Annotated in this window: 17 protein-coding genes; 9 read left to right on the forward strand and 8 right to left on the reverse strand. The window is 75.3% G+C overall.

The features are described from left to right. Positions 1-125: 125 nt before the first annotated feature. Complete coding sequence (locus BJY14_RS04910) at positions 126-329, reverse strand: DUF1918 domain-containing protein (RefSeq protein WP_179842513.1); 204 nt, start codon at positions 327-329, stop codon at positions 126-128. Positions 330-378: 49 nt separating this feature from the next. Beyond that, the gene (locus tag BJY14_RS04915) at positions 379-1,095 is read right to left on the reverse strand and encodes a hypothetical protein (RefSeq protein WP_179842514.1); all 717 of its coding nucleotides are present in this window, start codon (positions 1,093-1,095) and stop codon (positions 379-381) included. 198 nt (positions 1,096-1,293) lie between these two features. Between BJY14_RS04915 and BJY14_RS04920 the strand changes: the two genes are divergently transcribed. After that, positions 1,294-1,875 carry an Rv1733c family protein gene (locus BJY14_RS04920; protein ID WP_179842515.1) on the forward strand — a complete coding sequence of 194 codons (582 nt, stop codon included), beginning with the start codon at positions 1,294-1,296 and terminating at the stop codon, positions 1,873-1,875. 32 nt (positions 1,876-1,907) lie between these two features. Continuing rightward, the gene (locus BJY14_RS04925; RefSeq protein WP_179842516.1) at positions 1,908-3,278 is read left to right on the forward strand and encodes a wax ester/triacylglycerol synthase family O-acyltransferase; all 1,371 of its coding nucleotides are present in this window, start codon (positions 1,908-1,910) and stop codon (positions 3,276-3,278) included. Here BJY14_RS04925 and BJY14_RS04930 read toward each other — a convergent pair. Further along, on the reverse strand, positions 3,247-5,946 hold the full coding sequence (locus tag BJY14_RS04930) for a cation-translocating P-type ATPase (RefSeq protein ID WP_179842517.1): 2,700 nt from the start codon (positions 5,944-5,946) through the stop codon (positions 3,247-3,249). The genes BJY14_RS04925 and BJY14_RS04930 overlap by 32 nt on opposite strands. A 12-nt stretch (positions 5,947-5,958) precedes the next feature. After that, positions 5,959-8,601 (reverse strand): bifunctional acetate--CoA ligase family protein/GNAT family N-acetyltransferase, encoded by a 2,643-nt coding sequence (locus BJY14_RS04935; RefSeq protein ID WP_179842518.1) that lies wholly within the window; start codon positions 8,599-8,601, stop codon positions 5,959-5,961. Between the two features lie 150 nt (positions 8,602-8,751). Between BJY14_RS04935 and BJY14_RS04940 the strand changes: the two genes are divergently transcribed. Together BJY14_RS04940 and BJY14_RS04945 are read left to right on the forward strand one after the other, a co-directional pair. After that, a complete protein-coding gene (locus tag BJY14_RS04940; RefSeq protein WP_312878979.1) occupies positions 8,752-9,870 on the forward strand; it encodes a class I tRNA ligase family protein in 1,119 nt (372 codons plus the stop codon). Between the two features lie 109 nt (positions 9,871-9,979). Continuing rightward, positions 9,980-10,318, forward strand: coding sequence for a hypothetical protein (locus tag BJY14_RS04945; RefSeq protein WP_179842519.1), 339 nt, complete (start codon positions 9,980-9,982; stop codon positions 10,316-10,318). A 1-nt stretch (position 10,319) separates the two neighbouring features. Here the strand turns inward: BJY14_RS04945 and BJY14_RS04950 are convergent, their stop codons facing one another. Further along, positions 10,320-11,771: a sensor histidine kinase gene (locus BJY14_RS04950; RefSeq protein WP_179842520.1), complete on the reverse strand. Its 1,452-nt coding sequence runs from the start codon at positions 11,769-11,771 to the stop codon at positions 10,320-10,322. Next, complete coding sequence (locus BJY14_RS04955; protein WP_281382070.1) at positions 11,768-12,514, reverse strand: response regulator transcription factor; 747 nt, start codon at positions 12,512-12,514, stop codon at positions 11,768-11,770. Before BJY14_RS04955 ends, BJY14_RS04950 begins: the two co-directional genes overlap by 4 nt. Before the next feature lie 114 nt (positions 12,515-12,628). On the opposite strand from BJY14_RS04955, the gene BJY14_RS04960 reads away from it, so the two are divergent. From BJY14_RS04960 to BJY14_RS04980, 5 genes are all read left to right on the forward strand, one after another. Beyond that, the gene (locus tag BJY14_RS04960) at positions 12,629-13,987 is read left to right on the forward strand and encodes a ferredoxin reductase family protein (RefSeq protein ID WP_179842521.1); all 1,359 of its coding nucleotides are present in this window, start codon (positions 12,629-12,631) and stop codon (positions 13,985-13,987) included. A 14-nt stretch (positions 13,988-14,001) separates the two neighbouring features. Continuing rightward, the gene (locus BJY14_RS04965; RefSeq protein ID WP_179842522.1) at positions 14,002-14,442 is read left to right on the forward strand and encodes an FMN-binding protein; all 441 of its coding nucleotides are present in this window, start codon (positions 14,002-14,004) and stop codon (positions 14,440-14,442) included. After that, positions 14,435-15,208, forward strand: a complete 774-nt coding sequence (locus BJY14_RS04970) for an FAD:protein FMN transferase (RefSeq protein ID WP_312878980.1) — start codon at positions 14,435-14,437, stop codon at positions 15,206-15,208. The genes BJY14_RS04965 and BJY14_RS04970 overlap by 8 nt, the downstream gene beginning before the upstream one ends. Positions 15,209-15,349: 141 nt before the next feature. Then, positions 15,350-15,574: a hypothetical protein gene (locus BJY14_RS04975; protein WP_179842523.1), complete on the forward strand. Its 225-nt coding sequence runs from the start codon at positions 15,350-15,352 to the stop codon at positions 15,572-15,574. A 25-nt stretch (positions 15,575-15,599) separates the two neighbouring features. After that, positions 15,600-16,445, forward strand: coding sequence for a universal stress protein (locus BJY14_RS04980; protein ID WP_179842524.1), 846 nt, complete (start codon positions 15,600-15,602; stop codon positions 16,443-16,445). A 64-nt stretch (positions 16,446-16,509) separates the two neighbouring features. Here BJY14_RS04980 and BJY14_RS04985 read toward each other — a convergent pair whose 3' ends face one another. Together BJY14_RS04985 and BJY14_RS04990 are read right to left on the reverse strand one after the other, a co-directional pair. After that, entirely contained in the window at positions 16,510-16,986 is a 477-nt protein-coding gene (locus BJY14_RS04985; protein WP_179842525.1) for a cyclic nucleotide-binding domain-containing protein, read from the reverse strand. A gap of 36 nt (positions 16,987-17,022) precedes the next feature. Then, positions 17,023-17,868, reverse strand: coding sequence for a universal stress protein (locus BJY14_RS04990; RefSeq protein WP_179842526.1), 846 nt, complete (start codon positions 17,866-17,868; stop codon positions 17,023-17,025). Between the last annotated feature and the right edge of the window lie 65 nt (positions 17,869-17,933).

A 17,933-nucleotide genomic window follows, 5' to 3' on the forward strand; every position in this document is an offset into this window, starting at 1 on the left:
GCGTTTCGAGATGGACGGTGCGTGGTCTCCCACTTCTCCGTCCCTTTCGGCTCGACTTCTCTCGCCCGACTACATTCCACCTCGCCGCCCGCGTCCGGACCAGGGACGAAGGTCCCTCGTTCGCCTCAGGCCCGGGACGGTCGCGCGGGGTGCCGCTCGATGACGGCGTCCGAGGACGGGTAGAACGTGCTCTCGTGCCCGTCGTCCCATTCCACGACGTAGGGTGGCGCGCCGTCCCGTCCGTGCACCTCGACGATCAGCGCCTTGCGGTCCGGCTCCCCCACCTGGTGGCCCCGGACGATGACCCAGTCACCCTTGTTCGCCTTCATTGGAACCTCCCTCGTCCCACGCTGCTCGCAGCGTGCTCTGGCGGACCGGTCACCGGAAGAGCCGAAGGTCCCCTCGCCGGGCCCGTCCGGTTTCCGCGTCCCGCGCCCCGGCCGGCGGGCGGCGGGCGACGCGCCGGCGAAGCTCGTGGAACTGCCTGTGCTGCATGATGAAGTGCGCCGGCTCGCCGAGGGTCCAGGTGAACAGCCGGTCCGGGATCGAAGGGGCCCCGCGGCCGCGCGTGCGGACGATCAGCCGCGTGCACCCGTCGGGGAGCCGGTGGAGGTGGAAGGCCCACAGCCCGTCCGCGTACGCCCGCGGCATCGGCCCGCGCGGGTCGAACGACCTTCCGGACGGCAGCTCCACGTCGCTCCGCAGCACGAGGGTCCTGCCCGGATCGAGGACCTCGACGCGGAAGTAGGTCGTCCCGCCCGGGACCGTGGGCACGCGGTCCCCCGCCGCCAGGCCCTGCCACTCGGGGTGGATGCGTTCCGCGCTCGGCCGCCCGCCGTTGTCGAGCAGGTCCCAGCTGTACCAGCCGGCCCGCCCGCATCCCATCTGTACCAGCCACGGCCAGACCGCCTCCGGCGGCGCCGGCAGCGAGACCGCCATGGTGGACTGGCTCGTCGCGTCCTCGATGAGCTCGTCGCTCGGATACCGGGTGCCCGCCTCCGCGTCGGTGGCCCCCCAGGACAGCAGCGCGGGGCGGATCACGGCCGCGTAGGTGGCGGCCGCGCCGCAGGCGAGCGCGACACCGCGAACGCTCATGTTCCTCACGAGTCCTCCCCTGTCGATGACCGCTCGGTTCCACGGTCGCGAGCGGCGGCTCGGATCCGCAGAGTCCTTCGCCACGTCGGCCAGGGACGTTCGTCCTCTGCCCCGAACGGCCCCGGCCGGAAAGGCTGGAGGGAGAAGCCGTTCCGGGCGACTTCCGAGGTCGTTCGGTCATCGACCCGGGGAGCGGGCATGAAGCCGCCGGATGCCATGACACGCGCGGACCGCCTGCGGCGCCGCTGCGGGTTCGACGGCAACGCACTGCGCCGGAAGGTGGATCGGACCCAGTGGCGCGCCGGGCTGCTTCTCCTCCTGCTCTTCCTGGTCGTCGCCCCGGTCGCCTGCGCCCACGTCGTTTGGTCCGTGCACACCGCGGGCGTCCGCGCCGAGCGGTACGAGGCCGCGACACGCCACCGGATCGACGCGACGGTGGTCGGGGTCACGCCGCTGGAGTCCGGGCGCGAGGTCACCGTGGTCTGGACCGGCGCGGACGGTGCTCCGCACACGGGCCGGTACACCAGCTGGCGCGCGACCGCGATCGGGCAGCACCGCGTGCTCTGGACGGGGCCCCGTCACGGCCTGGGAGAGATGGGGCCGCGCAAGCACGTGCGGACCATCGGTGACGACGTGTCGGCCGCCGCGGCGGCCGTGGCGGTGACGGGCCTGCCGCCGCTCACCGTCTACCTCCTGGTCCGCTGGGGCTGCGACAGGCGCCGTTACCGGCAGTGGGACGAGGAATGGGCCGACTTCGACCGCCGCTCCCGTTCGACCTAGGAAGACCCGACACGCCACGCCGGAGGTGCGCGATGCAGCGGATGAACGCGCTGGACGCCGGGATGTACTTCGCCGAGAACGACACGACCCCGCTCCAGATCGGCACGGTGACCGTGTTCGAGGGGCCCGCGCCCGGCCACGCGGAGCTGGTGCGGGAGATCTTCGCCCGGCTCCGGTTCGCGCCCCGCTGCCGGCAGCGCGTCCGGACGGTGCCGCTCCACCTCGCGCACCCGGTCTGGGTCGACGACCGCGGCTTCCGGATGGCCGACCACGTCCGGCACGTGGAGGCGCCCGCGCCCGGCGGCCCGGACGAGCTCCAGGAGCTGGCGGGCCGCGTCCTCGGCCGGCGGCTGGACCTCACCCGCTCCCCGTGGGAGGTGTGGCTGGTCGAGGGGCTGGAGGACGGCCGCTGGGCCCTGATCTCCAAGGTGCACCACTGCATGGTCGACGGGCTCGCCGGGATCGACCTGCTGGGCGTCCTGCTCGACGCCGGCCCCGGGTGGTCGCCCGCCGCCCCGCGGCTGTGGACGCCCGCTCCGGAACCGTCCGGGCGGGCCGTCGTCCGCGGCGCGGTGGCGGATCGGATGAGGGGGCTCGGGCGGCAGGCCACCCGGCTCTTCCTGCCGGCGCTGCGCGAGTCGATCGCGGCCGCGGGCGCGGCGCCCGGCTACGCCGCGCGCCTCACCGGGCCCGGCGCGGCCTCGCTCAACGGCCCGACCGCTCCGTTCCGGCGCTGGTCGCGGACCTGCGCCGGCCTGGACGAGGTGGCCCGGATCAGGCGCGCCTTCGGCGGATCGGTCAACGACGTCGCGCTCGCCGCGACCGCCTCCGGCTTCCGGGCGCTGCTGGCCGCACGCGGCGTGCTCACCGGGGATTCGGTCGTGCGCGCCCTGGTTCCCGTCTCGGTCCGGTCGCCCGACGAGCGCGGGATCCTGACGAACCGGGTGTCGGCGGTACTGGCCGACCTGCCCTGCGGGGAGCCCGACCCGCTGCGCCGCCTGCGGCTGGTGCGGGAGCAGATGGACGGCGCGAAGAGCGCGGACCAGGCGGCCGGGCTCGACGCCTTCGTGCGGCTCGTCGGCGCGGCCCCCGGGCTGCTCGCCCTGGCGGCCCACGCCGCGCTGCGGATGAGGCAGCCCCTGGTCCACACGATCGTCACCAACGTCCCCGGCCCCTCGTTCCCGCTGTACGCGATGGGCCGGCGGATGCTGGAGATGGACCCCTACATCCCGATCGTCGCCGGGTCGCGCGTCTCCGTCGGCATCGTGTCCTACGACGGCGTCCTGTCCTTCGGGATCACCGGGGACCGCGAGGCCCTGCCCGACCTGCGGACCCTGTGCGCGGGCGTCCGCGAAGGCGTCGACGAGCTCCTCAAGGAGACGGCGCGGATGGGGCCGGCGTGACCGCGCGGGCGCGGCGGCGGTAGCGGCGGAACTCGTCGGCGGCCCAGACGATGACGGGGAACGCGGCGATGATCGCCAGGACGTCCGCGGGGAGGGCGGCGGTGCCGAACAGGCGCTGGAAGGACGGCAGGTAGATCAGGGCGGCGGCGAACAGCACCTCGAAGGCGATGCCGGCCAGCAGGAGTGGGTTGGTGGCGAGCCCCACCTGGCGCAAGGAGGCGTGGTCGGTGCGCGCGGCCATGGCGGTGCCGATCTGGCAGGTCACCAGGCCGGCGAACGTGGCGGTGGTCGCGGTCAGGTAGGCGTGGTGGAGCGGGGCGCCGGCGCCGGTGGGGTCGCCGGGCCGCCAGCCGGCCCGCCACAGCACGTAGAAGAACACCGACATGACCAGGACGGCCGACACCAGGCCGAGGTAGCCCCAGGCGCGGATCAGCATGTCCCGGGAGATGACGCCCTGGGAGGACGGGCGGGGCGGCCGGTTCATGATGCCGGGTTCGGCGGGTTCGCGGCCGAGGGCCAGCGCGGGCAGCGTCTCGGTGCCGAGGTCGATGGCGAGGATCTGCAGGACCGTGAGGGGCAGCGGCACCAGCCCGCCGCTGAGCGCGAACACCAGGAACGGCACGATCTCCGGGACGGCGTGGGCGAAGATGTAGAGGATGAACTTGCGGACGTTGTCGTAGACGCGCCGGCCTGACTCGACGGCCGTGACGATCGTCGCGAAGTTGTCGTCGGTCAGCACCATCGTGGACGCCTCGCGGGCCACGTCGGTGCCCGAGCGGCCCATGGCCACGCCGATGTGCGCCTGGTGCAGGGCGGGGGCGTCGTTGGCGCCGTCCCCGGTCATCGCCACGATCCGGCCGTGGGCGCGCAGCGCGTCGGCGACCTTGAGCTTGGTCTCCGGCGACGACCGCGCGAAGACGATCTCCGCGTCGCCGGTCAGCAGCTCGTCCAGCTCGTGGTCGTGGATCTTCTCGGCCTCGGCGACCACGCGCAGGCGCGGGACGCCGATCCCGACCTCCGCCGCGACGGCCGCGGCGGTGGCGCCGTTGTCACCGGTGACGATGTGGACGCGCAGCCCCGCGCCGTGGCAGCGGCGCACCGCGTCCGCGACCTCCGGGCGCGGCGGGTCGTACAGCCCGACGAGGCCGAGGAGGCGCAGCCCGGTCTCGGCGTCCTCCCGGCGCCCGGGCGGTCCGGCGCCGGACGGCAGGTCCCGGTCGGCGACCGCGAGGACCCGCAGTCCCCTGCGCGCGAGATCGTCCACGACGCCCATCACCGCCTGCCGGTCGGCGCCGGAGCAGCGGCCCAGCACGGCCTCGGGCGCGCCCTTGACGTAGACGGCGAGGTGGTCGCCGCGCCGGGCGACGGTGGACATCAGCCGCAGGCGGGCGTCGAACCGGAAGACGGCGCGGCGCCCGTCGTCGCGTGCCGCGAGGCGCGCGGGCAGGTCGGGGCCGCCGCCCGTGACCAGGGCGATCTCCGTCGGGTCGCCCCGCAGGTCGCCGGCCTCGTCGTAGGAGACCGTGGTGCACTCGGTCATCGCCCGCGTCAGGTCGGCGGGCGGCGGCTCCCCGGGCGCCGTGACCGCGCCGCCGCCCGGGGTCCAGTACGCCTGGAGCCGCATCCGGTTCTGGGTGAGGGTCCCGGTCTTGTCGGTGCAGATGACGTTGGTGGAGCCGAGCGTCTCGACGGCGCTGAGCCGCTTGACGACCGCGCCCTGCCGGGCGAGGACCCGCACCCCGACCGCCAGCGCGAGGGTGATGGTCGGCAGGAGGCCCTCGGGGACGTTGGCGACCAGCAGCCCGATCGCGAACATCAGCGCGTCGGTCAGCGGCAGGCCGACCAGCGCGCCGATCAGCAGGAACACCATGCCCATCCCGACGGCGACCGCGGCGATCAGCCAGGCGACCCTCTTGACCTGGGCCTCCAGGGGGCTCTCGCCGCGCGGCGCGCGCTGGCTGAGGGCCGCGATGCGGCCGAGCTCGGTGTGCCCGCCGGTCGCGAACACGATCGCCCGGGCCTGCCCTCCGGTGCAGGTCGTCCCGGAGAACACCAGGTTGGGTTCGTGCAGCAGCGCGACGCCCTGCTCCGCCGGCGCCGCCACCCGGTCCACCGGCGCCGACTCGCCGGTCAGCATCGACAGGTCGAGCTCCAGGGCCCCGTCGGTGAGGCGGGCGTCGGCGGGGACCTTGTCGCCCTCCTCAAGGGCGATCAGGTCCCCCGGGACGAGCCCGGTGGCCTCCACCGCCCGCGCGGTCCCGTCCCGGACGACATGGGCCTGTTCGGGCAGGTAGGCCGCCAGGGCCTCGACGGCGCGCTCGGCCTGGTGCTCCTGGAGCAGGGCGAACACGGCGTTCACCAGGATCACGGCCAGGATCGCCCAGCCCAGCACCGGCATGCCGGCGACGAAGGCCAGCAGGCCCGCACCCCACAGCAGCAGCGCCAGAGGGTGCAGGAGCTGGGCGGACACCAGCCTGGTCAGGGAGCGTCTCTCGCGGCGCCGCACCTGGTTCGGCCCGTAGACGGCCAGCCTGCGGGCCGCCTCGCGTTCGGACAGTCCGCGCTCTCCCGTCCGCAGCTCCTCGCGGAGCCGGGGCAGGGGGTCGCGCGGATCGGCGGTCGCGACCGCCGATCCGGCGGCGGGTTCGGGATGTGGGTGATGTCGCACGGCGGCTTCCCGTCACCGGAGGCGGCGCAGGTAGGGGTCCCAGGAGCGCCGCGGAAGGAGCCGGACGCGGGCGTCGACGGCCACCGCGCCGTCCGGCCGGACGAGGGTGGGGTTGAGGTCGAGCTCGGCGATCTCGGGATGCTCGGCCGCCAGCCTGGACAGCCGCAGCAGGACGTCGCGCAGGGCGGCGAGGTCACCGGCCGGGCGGGCGGGATGGCCGAGCAGCAGGGCCGACAGCCGCGGCTCGCGGATCAGCTCGCCGGCCTCCCGCGCGGTCAGCGGGGCGAGGCGGGCGGTGCGGTCGGCGAGGGCGTCGGCGTCGACGCCGCCCGCACCGAAGATCACGACGGCGCCGAACACCTCCTCCTGGACGGCGCCGCACAGGACCTCGACGCCCTCGTCCACCATGGCCTGGACCACGACGCCCTCCAGGGCGTCGCCGAACCGTCCGGCCAGGCTCCGGAACGCCTCGCGGACCTCGCGATCGCCGTCCAGGTCCAGCCGCAGTGCTCCGGCGGCGGTCTTGTGCACGACTCCGGGCACGTGGGCCTTCATCGCCACCGGCACGCCCATCTCGCGGGCGGCCGATGCGGCCTCGTCCTCGGTGCGAGCCCAGCACCAGGGAGCGAGGGGAAGCCCGTAGGACTCCAGCAGCCGGAAGGTTTCGACGGGCGGCAGCCAGCCGCCCTCCGGCCTCGTGGCGAGGAACCCGTCGATGATGCCCGCCGCCTCGGCCGGCATCAGGCCGGGCAGGACGGGCGGCGCGTCGGGCGGGACGCCCCGCCGCCGCGCGTAGGAGAAGGCGCGGGCGAACGCCCGGACGGCGTTCTCCGGGTAGCCGTAGCAGGGGACGCCCTGCTCGTTGACCACGACGCTCTCGGGCTGCCCGAGCACGACGGCGGCGACCGGCTTGCCGCAGCCGCCGAGCGCACCGCGCAGGTCGGCGAGCGCGGTCGGCGCCACGAGCGCCAGGACGATGTCGACGGACTCGTCAGCGGCGACCGCCTCCAGGGCGCTCCGGAACAGCTCGGCGGAGACCGCGGCCGTCGTGTCGACAGGGTTGGCGACCGCCGCGCACTCGGGCAGGAGCCCAGTGAGGCGGCGCTGCGCGTCCGGGCCCAGGACGGGGACGGCGAGGCCCGCGTCGGCGCAGGCGTCGGCCGCCAGGACCCCCGCCCCGCCCGCGTTGGACACCACCGCGACGCGCGGCCCGTCCGGGAGCGGCTGGCTCGCCAGCAGCGCCGCGGCGTCCACCAGTTCCCCGAGGTCGTCGGTCGCGACGATGCCCGCCTGCTCGAACAGGGCCCGGCGGGTGATCTCCGGGGTCGCGGCGGCCGCGGTGTGGGAGGCGGCCGCCCGCGTGCCGGGCGCCGACCGCCCGGCGAGGACGGTCAGCAGCGGCATCCGCGCCGCCACCCGCCGCGCCGTCCTGGCGAACTTGCGCGGGTTGCCGAACGACTCCACGTGCAGGATCCCGAGCCGGGTCGTGTCGTCCGACTCCCACCACATGAGCAGGTCGTTCGCGCTGACGTCGTACTTGTCGCCGACCGAGGCGAACGAGGAGACGCCGATCCCCAGCCGGGACAGCTGCTCCAGCAGCGCGATCCCGACGCCGCCCGACTGCGCCACCACGCCCGCGGTCCCGGGGACGGGATGGCGGGCGCCGAACGTCGCGTCGAGGGAGATCGCTGTGTTGGCCGTCCCCAGGCAGTTCGGGCCGACCAGCCGCATGCCGTGCTCCCGGCACACCGCCAGCAGGTCGCGTCCCTGGCCGGCGGTCAGCCCGGAGCTGATCACCACCAGCGCGCGGGCCCCGTACCGCCCGCATTCGGCCGCGGCGCGGACCACCGCTCCGGCGGGCACGGCGACGACCACCAGGTCGGGCCGCTCCGGCAGGCCGGCGGGCGCCGCCACGCACGGCGCGCCGTGCAGGTCGCCGCCCGCGGCGTGCGGGTTCACCGCGTACACGGCGCCGCCGAAGCCGGCGGAGACGAGGTTGCGCAGGACCTCCGCCCCGACCGTCCCCGGCCGCCGGGACGCGCCGACGACCGCGACCGTCCGCGGCCGCATCAGCGGCTCCAGGCTGGCGACGTCCGCGCGCCGCTCCCGCTCGGCCACCGCGTCCAGGTACCGGTCGTCGGAGACCAGCGGCAGGGTCAGCTCGACCACGCCTCCCGAGAACCGGCGGCGGGCCGCCATCCCGGCGTCGGCGAAGACGCGCAGCATCGCGGTGTTCTCGGCGAGCGTGTCGGCGCGGAAGGCCACGATCCCGTGGGCCCGCGCCAGGGACCCGAGGTGCTCCAGCAGCAGCGTCCCGACGCCGCGGTGGTGCACCCGGTCGGCGACCACCATGGCGAACTCGGCCTCGCCGGGCACGTCGGTCGGCTCGTACTCCGCGACGCCGACCAGGTCGCCGTGCAGCCACGCGCCGAGCGCCGCGTGGCCTTCGCCGTCCGTCCGGCAGACCCGGCCCGCGACCTGCTCGGACACGGCCCGGTTGAGCCCGAAGAACCTCAGGTAGAGGCTCTCCTCGCTCAGGCCGCGGTGAAGGTCCCGCACCGCCTCCCGGTCCGCCTCGCCCAGACTCCGGATCTCGACCTGCGTCCCGTCGGTCAGCAGCGCGAACACGCGCGCGCCGGAAAGGCTCTGCGTCATGCCCTCAGCGTCGGACGGGACCGCCCCGCCGGCCAGCGCCCCAAGGTCACCGGTCGCCGGGACGTTCGTCCCCCGGCGCGGACGGGCCGGCCGGGTAGGACGTAGGGGAAGAAATGGAGGAAACCCGCCACCGTGAGGAACGGCGCTCTCGTGGATCTCAACTCACCCGGCCGCACGCTGCGGATCGGCGGCCACCCCCTCCCGGTCGTCGGCCCCGCCCGCATGTACGTCTGCGGGATCACCCCGTACGACGCGACCCACCTCGGCCATGCCCGCACGTTCGTCTGGGCCGACGTCGCCGCCCGGGTCCTGCGGCACGCGGGCGGCGACGTGCGCGTGTGCCGCAACGTCACCGACGTCGACGACGTGCTGGACCAGGCCGCGCACCGCGCGGGCAGCCCGTACGACAGCTTCGCCGCCGTCCAGCAGTTCTACTTCGAACGCGACCTGGAGGTTCTCGGCGTCCACGCCGTCGACCACCAGCCCCGCGCGCACAACCACGTCGGCGAGGTCGTCGCGCTCGCCCAGGGCCTCCTCGCCTCCGGCCACGCCTACGTCCGGGACGGCGCGGTCCGCTTCCGCGGCGGCGAGGTCCCGCGGCGCGCCGGCCTCGACGACGGGCGGGCACGCGAACTCCTCGCCGAGTACGGCGACGCACCGGGCGACCCCGCCAAGGAGGACCCGTTCGACGTCGCGCTCTGGCGGCCGTCTCGGCCGGGCGAGCCGGCGTGGCCCAGTCCCTGGAGCGCCGGACGGCCCGGGTGGCACGCCGAGTGCTCCGCGATGGCCATGACGACCTTCGGCCCGGCACTGGACCTGCACGCCGGCGGCGCCGACCTGCGGTTCCCCCACCACGCCTACGAGGCCGCCATGGCCGAGGCCCTGACCGGGGTGCGCCCGTTCTCCCGGGCCTGGCTGCACGTCGGGATGGTCCGCCGGGACGGCGCCAAGATGGCCAAGTCCACCGGCAACCTGGTGCTGGTGTCCGATCTGATCCGGGACCATCCGGCGTCGGCCGTCCGGTTCATGCTGCTCGCCGAGCCCTGGGCGCGGGAGTGGGACTACACGCCCGGCGCCCTCGACCGCGCCGCGGCCGGCCTGGACCGCCTGCTCGCCGCGGCGGGCCGCGGCGGCTCCTCCCCCGCGGCGGAGGCCGCCGTGACCCGGGCGCTCCTCGACGACCTCGACGTGCGGACGGCGCTCGACGTGGCGGAGCAGGAGGGCGGCCGGACCGCCCGCATGGCGGCGCGCGTCCTGGCCCTCGGCTGAGCCCGCGGCGGCCCAACGGCCGCGTCCGGGGGGACCAAGGCCCCTGGGGAGGCCCCCCGCACGGGTCGAATGCTGGTGACACCGGCCCGCACGAATGAGGAGGCCCACGTTGCCCGCCATCGCTCCGGACGAACTCGACATCCAGTTCACGACCACCAAGGACGTCTCGCGCGAGGACGTGCGGCGGGCCCGCGAGAACGTCGCCAGGGCCCTGGCGCACGCCCCGCGCCCCGTCCTGTTCGCCAAGGCCGCGCTCAGCGTCCTGCACGACCCCGCCGTGCCCCGCCCCTACCTGGTCTCGTTCCGGGTGGACCTCGACGGCCTGCCGCTCAACGCCCACGCCGCGGCCGCCTCGATGCAGGAGGCGATCAGCCTGGCCGGCACCCGGCTGCGGGCCCGCGTGGAGAGCACGGCCCACTACAAGGACACCCGCACGGCGCGGCGGTGAGTCAGTCCCGGGGCCCCGTCCGCGGGGGCTCGGGCTCGAAGATCGGAAGGGTCACGCGGAAGAGCGTGTGCTCCCCCTCGACGAGTTCGGCGCGGCCGCCATGGGCGGCGGCCACCGCCTGGACGATGGCCAGGCCGAGTCCCGTGCCGCCCGCGCTGCGGGCCCGGCCCTGGTCCGCGCGGACGAACCGCTGGAAGATCTCCTCGCGCAGGCCGGCCGGGATGCCGGGGCCGTCGTCCTCCACGTCGAGCAGCGCCGCGCCCCCGCGGACCGTGAGCCGCGCGGTGACGTGGGTCCCGGGAGGCGTGTGGGCGCGCGCGTTCGCGAGCAGGTTGGCGACCAGCTGGTGGAGGCGCCGGGCGTCCCCGGTGACGGTCACCGGTTCCTCCGGGAGCACCAGTTCCCAGCGGTGCCGGGGGCCGGCGGCGCGGGCGTCGGCGGTGGCGTCCAGGACGATGCGGGTCAGGTCCACCGGGCCCGTCTCCAGCGGGCGGCCGGCGTCCAGGCGGGCGAGGAGCAGCAGGTCGTCGACCAGTTCGGACATCCGGACCGACTCGGCCTCGATCCGCCCCAGCGCGTGCCGCACCCCGGCCGGAACGGGCTCGGTGGTGCGCAGGGCGAGTTCGGCGTGGCCGCGGATCGCGGCGACGGGGGTGCGCAGCTCGTGGCTCGCGTCGGCGGCGAAGCGGCGGAGCCGCTCCTCGCTGGCGTGCCGGCGGGCCAGCGCGTTCTCGACATGGCCGAGCATCCGGTTCAGCGCCGCCCCGACCTGCCCGACCTCGGTGCGGGGGTCGGTGTCGGGAACGCGCTCGGGCATCGCGACCTCCCCGCTGGCCAGCGGCAGCTCGGTGACCCGGGACGCGGTCGCGGCGACGCGCCGCAGCGGGCGCAGGGCCAGCCCGACCCAGACCGCGGCCGCGATCCCGCCGGCGGCGAGCACGGCCGCGAAGACGACCGCCTCCACCAGGATGACGCGGTGCAGCGTCTCCTCGGCGGGCCGCAGCGGCAGCCCGGTGACCAGGACGTCCCCGTCGTCGCCGCGCAGCGCCATCACCCGGTACTCCTCCAGCGCCGACAGGTCGAGCGAGCGCGCCCGCCCGTCGGGCCGCAGGGCGGCGAGGGCGCGCCGGTCGGCGGCGTCGAGCGGCACGGGCTCGTCGGAGCTGTCGCGGACGACCGCGGCCTCCGTCACCTTCCCGCCGAACAGCCGCGCGCCGAACGTCCCCGGCGCCTGGCCCCGGGTGTCCGGACGGTCGTCGGCGTCACGGCGCCGCTCGTGTTCGAGGCTGGCCGGGAACCGCCCGCCGGACGCGGTCAGCTGCTCGTCCAGCCGCCCCATCAGGAACCGGTCGAGCGCGGTCGCGGTGGCGATGCCCACGGCGAGGCAGCTCAGCGCCAGCAGGACGAGCAGCCCGGCGGTGAGCCGGGCCCGCAGCGTGCGCGGGCCCCTCACGAGGCCCCCGGCCCCGGTTTCAGCACGTACCCGACGCCGCGCACGGTGTGGATCATCGGTGCCCGGCCCGCGTCGATCTTCTTGCGCAGGTAGCTGATGTACAGCTCGACGACGTGGGCCTGCCCGCCGAAGTCGTAGTCCCAGACGCGGTCGAGGATCTGGGCCTTGCTGAGGACCCGGCGCGGGTTGCGCATGAGGAACCGCAGCAGCTCGAACTCGGTGGGCGTCAGCTCCACGACCTCCCCGTCGCGGGTCACCTCGCGGGCGTCCTCGTCCATGGCCAGGCCGCCGACGGTGAGCAGCCGGCCGGCGTCGGCCTGCCGCGCCATGCCCGCGCGGCGCAGCAGCCCCCGCAGCCGCGCCAGGACCTCCTCCAGGCTGAACGGCTTGGTCACGTAGTCGTCGCCGCCCGCGGTGATGCCGGCGATGCGGTCCTCGACGGCGTCCTTGGCGGTCAGGAACAGCACGCACACGTCGGGCGCGTCGGCGCGCAGCCGCCGCAGCACCTGGAGGCCGTCGATGTCGGGGAGCATCACGTCCAGCACGACGGCGTCGGGGAGGAAGTCGCGCGCGGCGGCGAGCGCGCCCGCGCCGTCGCCCGCCGTCCGCACCGCCCAGCCCTCCGAGGCCAGCACGCGCGACAGCACCTCCGCCAGGTCCGGTTCGTCGTCGACGACGAGGACCCGCACGGGCGTCCCGTCGCCCCGTGTCAGGCCCGCCACCGCGGTTTCGTCGTTCGTCATGGTCCGGACAGCATCCCTCTCCAACCTCTGCCTTTCCTCTGAAAAGGCTCTGAGAGTCGCTTTCCCCCTCGCTGTCATAGGGAACTCAGAAACTGCGTTGGCAGGGTGGCCGCCATGACGACGACCAGGTACGACATCATGCGGCCGACCCCGCAGGTCAGGCGGCCGTCGTGGCGCGTCCCGCACTGGTGGCCGCAGGTGCTGATCTACGCCGGCGCGGTCGCGGTGCTGGCGATGTGGTGGCGCAGCACGGGCTCGGTCACCGGCCTGGACGGCTGGCTGACGGAGGCGGGCCGCGTCACCGGGCTCCTGGCGGGCTACGGGTGCGCCGTCCTGCTGGCCCTGATGGCCCGCGTGCCGGCGCTCGAACGGGGCGTGGGCACCGACAGGCTGGCCCGCTGGCACGCGATGGGCGGCCGGTACACCGTCTGCCTCGTACTGGCGCACGCCCTCCTGATCATCTGGGGGTACGCGGTGACGGCCCGGACCGACGTCGTCCACGAGACGGCGACGGTGATCGTCGACTACCCCGAGATGCTCAAGGGGACGGCCGGGTTCCTGCTCCTCCTCGGCGTCGGGATCACCTCCGCGCGGGCGGCGCGGCGGCGGATGCGCTACGAGACGTGGCACTACCTGCACTTCGCGACCTACCTCGCCATCTTCCTCGCGTTCTCGCACCAGCTCGCCAACGGCGCCCAGTTCGCCGGATCGCCCTGGGCGAAGGCGGCCTGGTACACCCTGTACATCGGCGTCGCCGTCACCCTCGTCTGGTTCCGGTTCCTGATGCCCGCCGTGCGAGGCGTCCGGCACGGGCTGCGGGTCACCGCCGTCCACACCGAGGCCCCCGGCGTCGTCTCGGTCTACATGAGCGGCCGCCACCTGGACGAGCTGCGCGCCGAACCGGGCCAGTTCTTCCGCTGGCGGTTCCTCGCCCCGGGCTTCTGGTGGACGGCCAACCCCTACTCGCTGTCCGAGCCGCCCCGCGGGCACCGGCTCCGGATCACCGTCAAGGAGGCCGGGGGCCACAGCCGGGCGCTGGCCCGGCTCCGCCCGGGGACGCGGGTCTGGGCGGAAGGGCCCTACGGCGGGTTCACCGGGGCGCGGCCGCACCACGACCGGGCCCTGCTCATCGCGGGCGGCGTCGGCATCACCCCGCTGCGGACGCTGTTCGAGACCCTGCCCGGCGACGTGACCCTCGTCTACCTCGCCCGCCGGCCCGAGGACCTCGCCCTGCGCGGCGAACTGGACGACATCGCCCGCGTCCGCGGCGCGCGCGCTTACTACTTCGTGGACGAGCCGTCCCACTACTCCCTGTCGCTGGACGGCCGGGCGCTGCGCGACCTCGTCCCCGACATCCGGCACCGGGACGTCTACCTGTGCGGTCCGCCCGGCATGATGGCCGCCGCCCAGCGCGCCCTCAAGCAGGCCGGCGTGCGGCGCCGCCACGTCCGATCCGAATCCTTCGAGTTCTGAGAGGACCGAACCACATGCGCCGAGCCGTGTTCGCCACGAGCGCGACGATCGCGGGTGTCGTGATGCTGCTGTCGCTGAAGCCGCACCATCAGGCGACCCCCGCCGCACCGCCGCCCACCGCGGGCGGCGGGACCAGCAACGGGGCCGGCGCCGGGACGAGCGGCGGAGCGACCCCGGCGAGCGGGACCTACCGGGGGCAGACCGTCGACACCCGCTACGGCCCGGTCCAGGTCGAGATCACGATGTCGGGCGGCCACCTCACCGGCGTCCGCGTCCTGCGCTCCCCGTCGGAGAACGGCCGCGACCGCGAGATCGCGTCCTTCGCCCTCCCGAAGCTCACCAAGAAGGCCCTGGCGGCGGGCAGCGCGCACATCGACACCGTCTCCGGCGCCACCTACACCAGCGAGGGGTACATCACGTCCCTGCAGAGCGCCCTGGACAGTGCCCGTGCGTGAGGGGATCCGCCACGTCGAGCACGTGATGGGGACGGTGTTCTCCTTCGACATCCGCACCCCGCGCTCGCCGTCCGTCACCACGGCCCTCACGGAGGCGGTCGCCTGGCTGCACCACGTCGACCGCGTCTTCTCCACCTACCGCCCCGACAGCCAGGTCTCGCGCCTGGCGGACGGCCGCGTCGGGGTCGCCGAATGCGATCCCGAGGTCGCCGAGGTCCTGCGCCTCGGCGCGGAGTTCGAACGGATCAGCGGCGGCGCGTTCACCTGCGCGCCGGGCGGCCGGCTCGATCCCAGCGGCGTGGTCAAGGGCTGGGCGGTCGAGCGGGCGTCGACGATCCTGCACGACGCAGGCGCGCTCGACCACTGCGTGAACGGCGGCGGCGACGTGCAGGCGCGCGGAGAGGCCGGGCCCGGAGACCCGTGGCGGATCGGCGTCGCCGACCCCCGCGACCCCGGCGGGCTCATCGCCGCCGTGACCGGTCACGACATCGCCGTCGCGACCTCCGGCACCGCCGAGCGCGGCCGGCACATCCTCGACCCCCGCACCGGGCGTCCCGCCGCGGGCCTCCTCTCCGTCACGCTGGCCGGCCGCCACCTCACCGAGGTCGACGCCCTCGCCACCGCGGCCTTCGCGATGGGCGACGCGGCCCGCGCCTGGACGGAGGCCCGCCCGGGGATCGAGGCGCTCGGCGTGACCTCCGGGCACCGCCTGTGGTGGACGCCCGGCTTCGAGGACATCGCCCTGCTTCCCTCCGGTCGGGCCTGAGGGCCGGGACCGGGGCGAGAGGACCGTCGCCGTCGAGGCGGGGACAAAGGTCCCTACGGCCGGCCAGGCCATGCAATGGACGCTTGAGTCGGCACCGTGGCCGCCACCGGGGCGGCTCGCCGAGCTTTAAGGAGCTTCGCGATGGCGAGGCAGATCTCCCATGGTTCGTCCGTCCCGGCCCTGGAGCATCGCGTCGCGGTGCTGGAGCGGCAGGTGGCCGCGCTCGCCGAAGCGGCCCGGCTTCTCGCCACCGCCCTGGAGGGCACTCCCCTGGACACCTCCGAGCTCGGCGACACGGCGCCGACGGCACGGCAGGCGCACGAGCTGCTCCTGCTCCCGCCGCTGGCGCCCGCCACCGGGCACTGACCCCCGATCCCCCCTGGAGAAGCACATGTCCACGGAACGAACGGCGATCCTGGTCGGAACCGATGGGTCCACCCCCTCCGATCGCGCCATCGGCTGGGCGGCGGGCGAGGCCGCGCGGCTCGGTAAGGAACTGCACATCCTGCACGTCCTGGAGACCCCCACGAAGACCGCGCCCGGGAACACGGGCGGCGACCGGGCATCGCTCGTGGACGCCTGGAACCCGGTACTGCGCGCCGGACGGGACACGGCCCTCCTGCGGCACCCCCGCCTCAAGGTCGAGACGATGCTCGTCCACGACCGGACCGTCGCGGGCGGCCTGCGGCACTACGCCGGCGAGGCCGCCGAGGTCGTCGTCGGCCACCGCGGCCGGGGCGGCTTCGCCTCGTTGCTGCTCGGCTCCACCGGCCTGCACCTGGCCGGGCGCTTCCCGGGCCCGGTGACCATCGTCCGCGGCCACTCGGACACCCCCCTCGGCGAGGTGGTGGTCGGGCTGGACCTGGCCGGGGACCCCGCGCCCGCGCTCGACCACGCGTTCGCCGCGGCCGCCGTCCGGGGCTCCCGGCTGCGGGTGCTGCACGCCTGGCGGCCCGCCGCGCACGCCGTCGACGTGGACGCGCAGCTCGCCGCCGGCGGCCGCTACGAACGCCTGGCGGCGGCACTGGCGCCGTGGCGTGGGCGCCACACGGACCTCAAGGTGGTCGAGGACGTGGTCGTCGGCCACCCGGTCCAGATGCTCGCGCAGGCCTCCGCCGAGGCCGACCTGCTCGTGGTCGGGTCCCGGGGCCGGTCGTTCCCGCTCGGGTCGGTCGGCCACGGTGTGATCCACCACGCCCACTGCCCCGTCGCCGTCGTCCGCCCCCGCGGCGACTGACGCGACGCCGCGGCCGCCCCCGGAGCGATCCCGCCCATGGCGGAGCCGCGGGGGCGGCCGTCGGTCACACCGCCCGTCCCAGGGTCTCGGGGGCGGCCTCGGCCAGCCGGGTCTGGGTGGCCTCCAGACGGCCCACGACCTGTTCGGCGAAGCGGCGCGTCAGCTCGTAGCCGAGCGACGGGTCGACCGCGCTCAGCGTCCGGACCAGCCGGCCGTCGAACTCGATCGCCTGGACCGGCGTGCTCGCGACCGCGCCGAACCGCCAGCGGTGCGGACGGAACAGCCATGACCAGCCCACCACCGATCCCGGCCCGAAGGTGTCGATGACGAGCGTCCCGCCCTCGGGGACGCGCATGTCGACGGCCACGCTCCCGTCGAGGAGGAGCCAGAACCGCTCCGCCGCGGCGGACTCCGCGAACATGCGCCGGCCCGCGGGGATGTCGGTGCGCCTGGCCGCCTTCGCCAGCCTGGTCAGATCCGGGCTCCGCATACCGTCGAAGAACGGTTCGCGGGCCAGATCGGCCGCGGTCACCATGCTCATGGCTCGCCTACCTTCGGTGTTCTCCGCCGCCCTGCGTCATCCGACCCGCTGCGGGACGATCGTGACCGTGCAGGGCGCGTGCTTGAGCAGCGCGTCGCTCGTCGCGCCGAGCGTCAGCGGCTTGACGGCGCCGGTGCCGCGCGCGCCCACCACCGTCAGGGTCGCGTCCTCCGCCGCCTCCAGCAGCGCTTCCCGGGGCGACCTGAGCACCAGCGACGTCGCGGCCTGGACGAGCGGGTACTTGACGAGCCAGGGCGCGACCGCGCGTTCCAGTACGGCCCCGCACACGTGGCGGAGCTTGTCCTCGTCGTCGAAAAGCGAGAGGTCCCCGTCGGGGGCGGCGCCGGGCTCCCAGCACCCGTACACCGCGCGCAGCCGCCAGCCGCGCAGCGCCGCCTCCTCGAACCCGAACGCCAGCGCCCCGTCGGCGCCCGGGGAGCCGTCCACGCCCACGACCACCAGACCGTCGCGCGCGGCGGCCGAGCGGACGACCGCGACGGGGACGGCGGCCCGGGCCGGCACCCGCAGGGCGGTGGACCCGACGGGCGTCTCCTCCGGCGGGTGCGAGCCGATGACGATGAGCTCGGCGTCCGGTCCCTGGTTCAGCAGGGCCGCGTGGGGCCCGCCGGTCTCCAGGTGCTTGCGCACCTTCACGCCCGGGGCCAGGTCGTTCGCCAGCGCCACGCCCTGGTCGAGCGTGTGCTCCCCCATCCGGTGGACGATGGCCACGCCCTCGCGGTCCATGGAGCGGATCGGATACGGCCACTGCCACGCGTGGACCACCGTCAGCGGCTCCCGCCGGAGCCTGGCCTCCTCCACCGCCCAGCGCAGAGCGCGCTCGCTCTCACTCGTTCCGTCGTATCCGACGACCACGTGGGTCATGACGCCCTCCTCCTCGGGTCCGCCTCAGTCTCACCGTCCGCGGGGCCCGTCCCCCAGGGCCGAAC

It is taken from the genome of Actinomadura luteofluorescens (assembly GCF_013409365.1).
GTDB lineage: Bacteria > Actinomycetota > Actinomycetes > Streptosporangiales > Streptosporangiaceae > Spirillospora > Spirillospora luteofluorescens.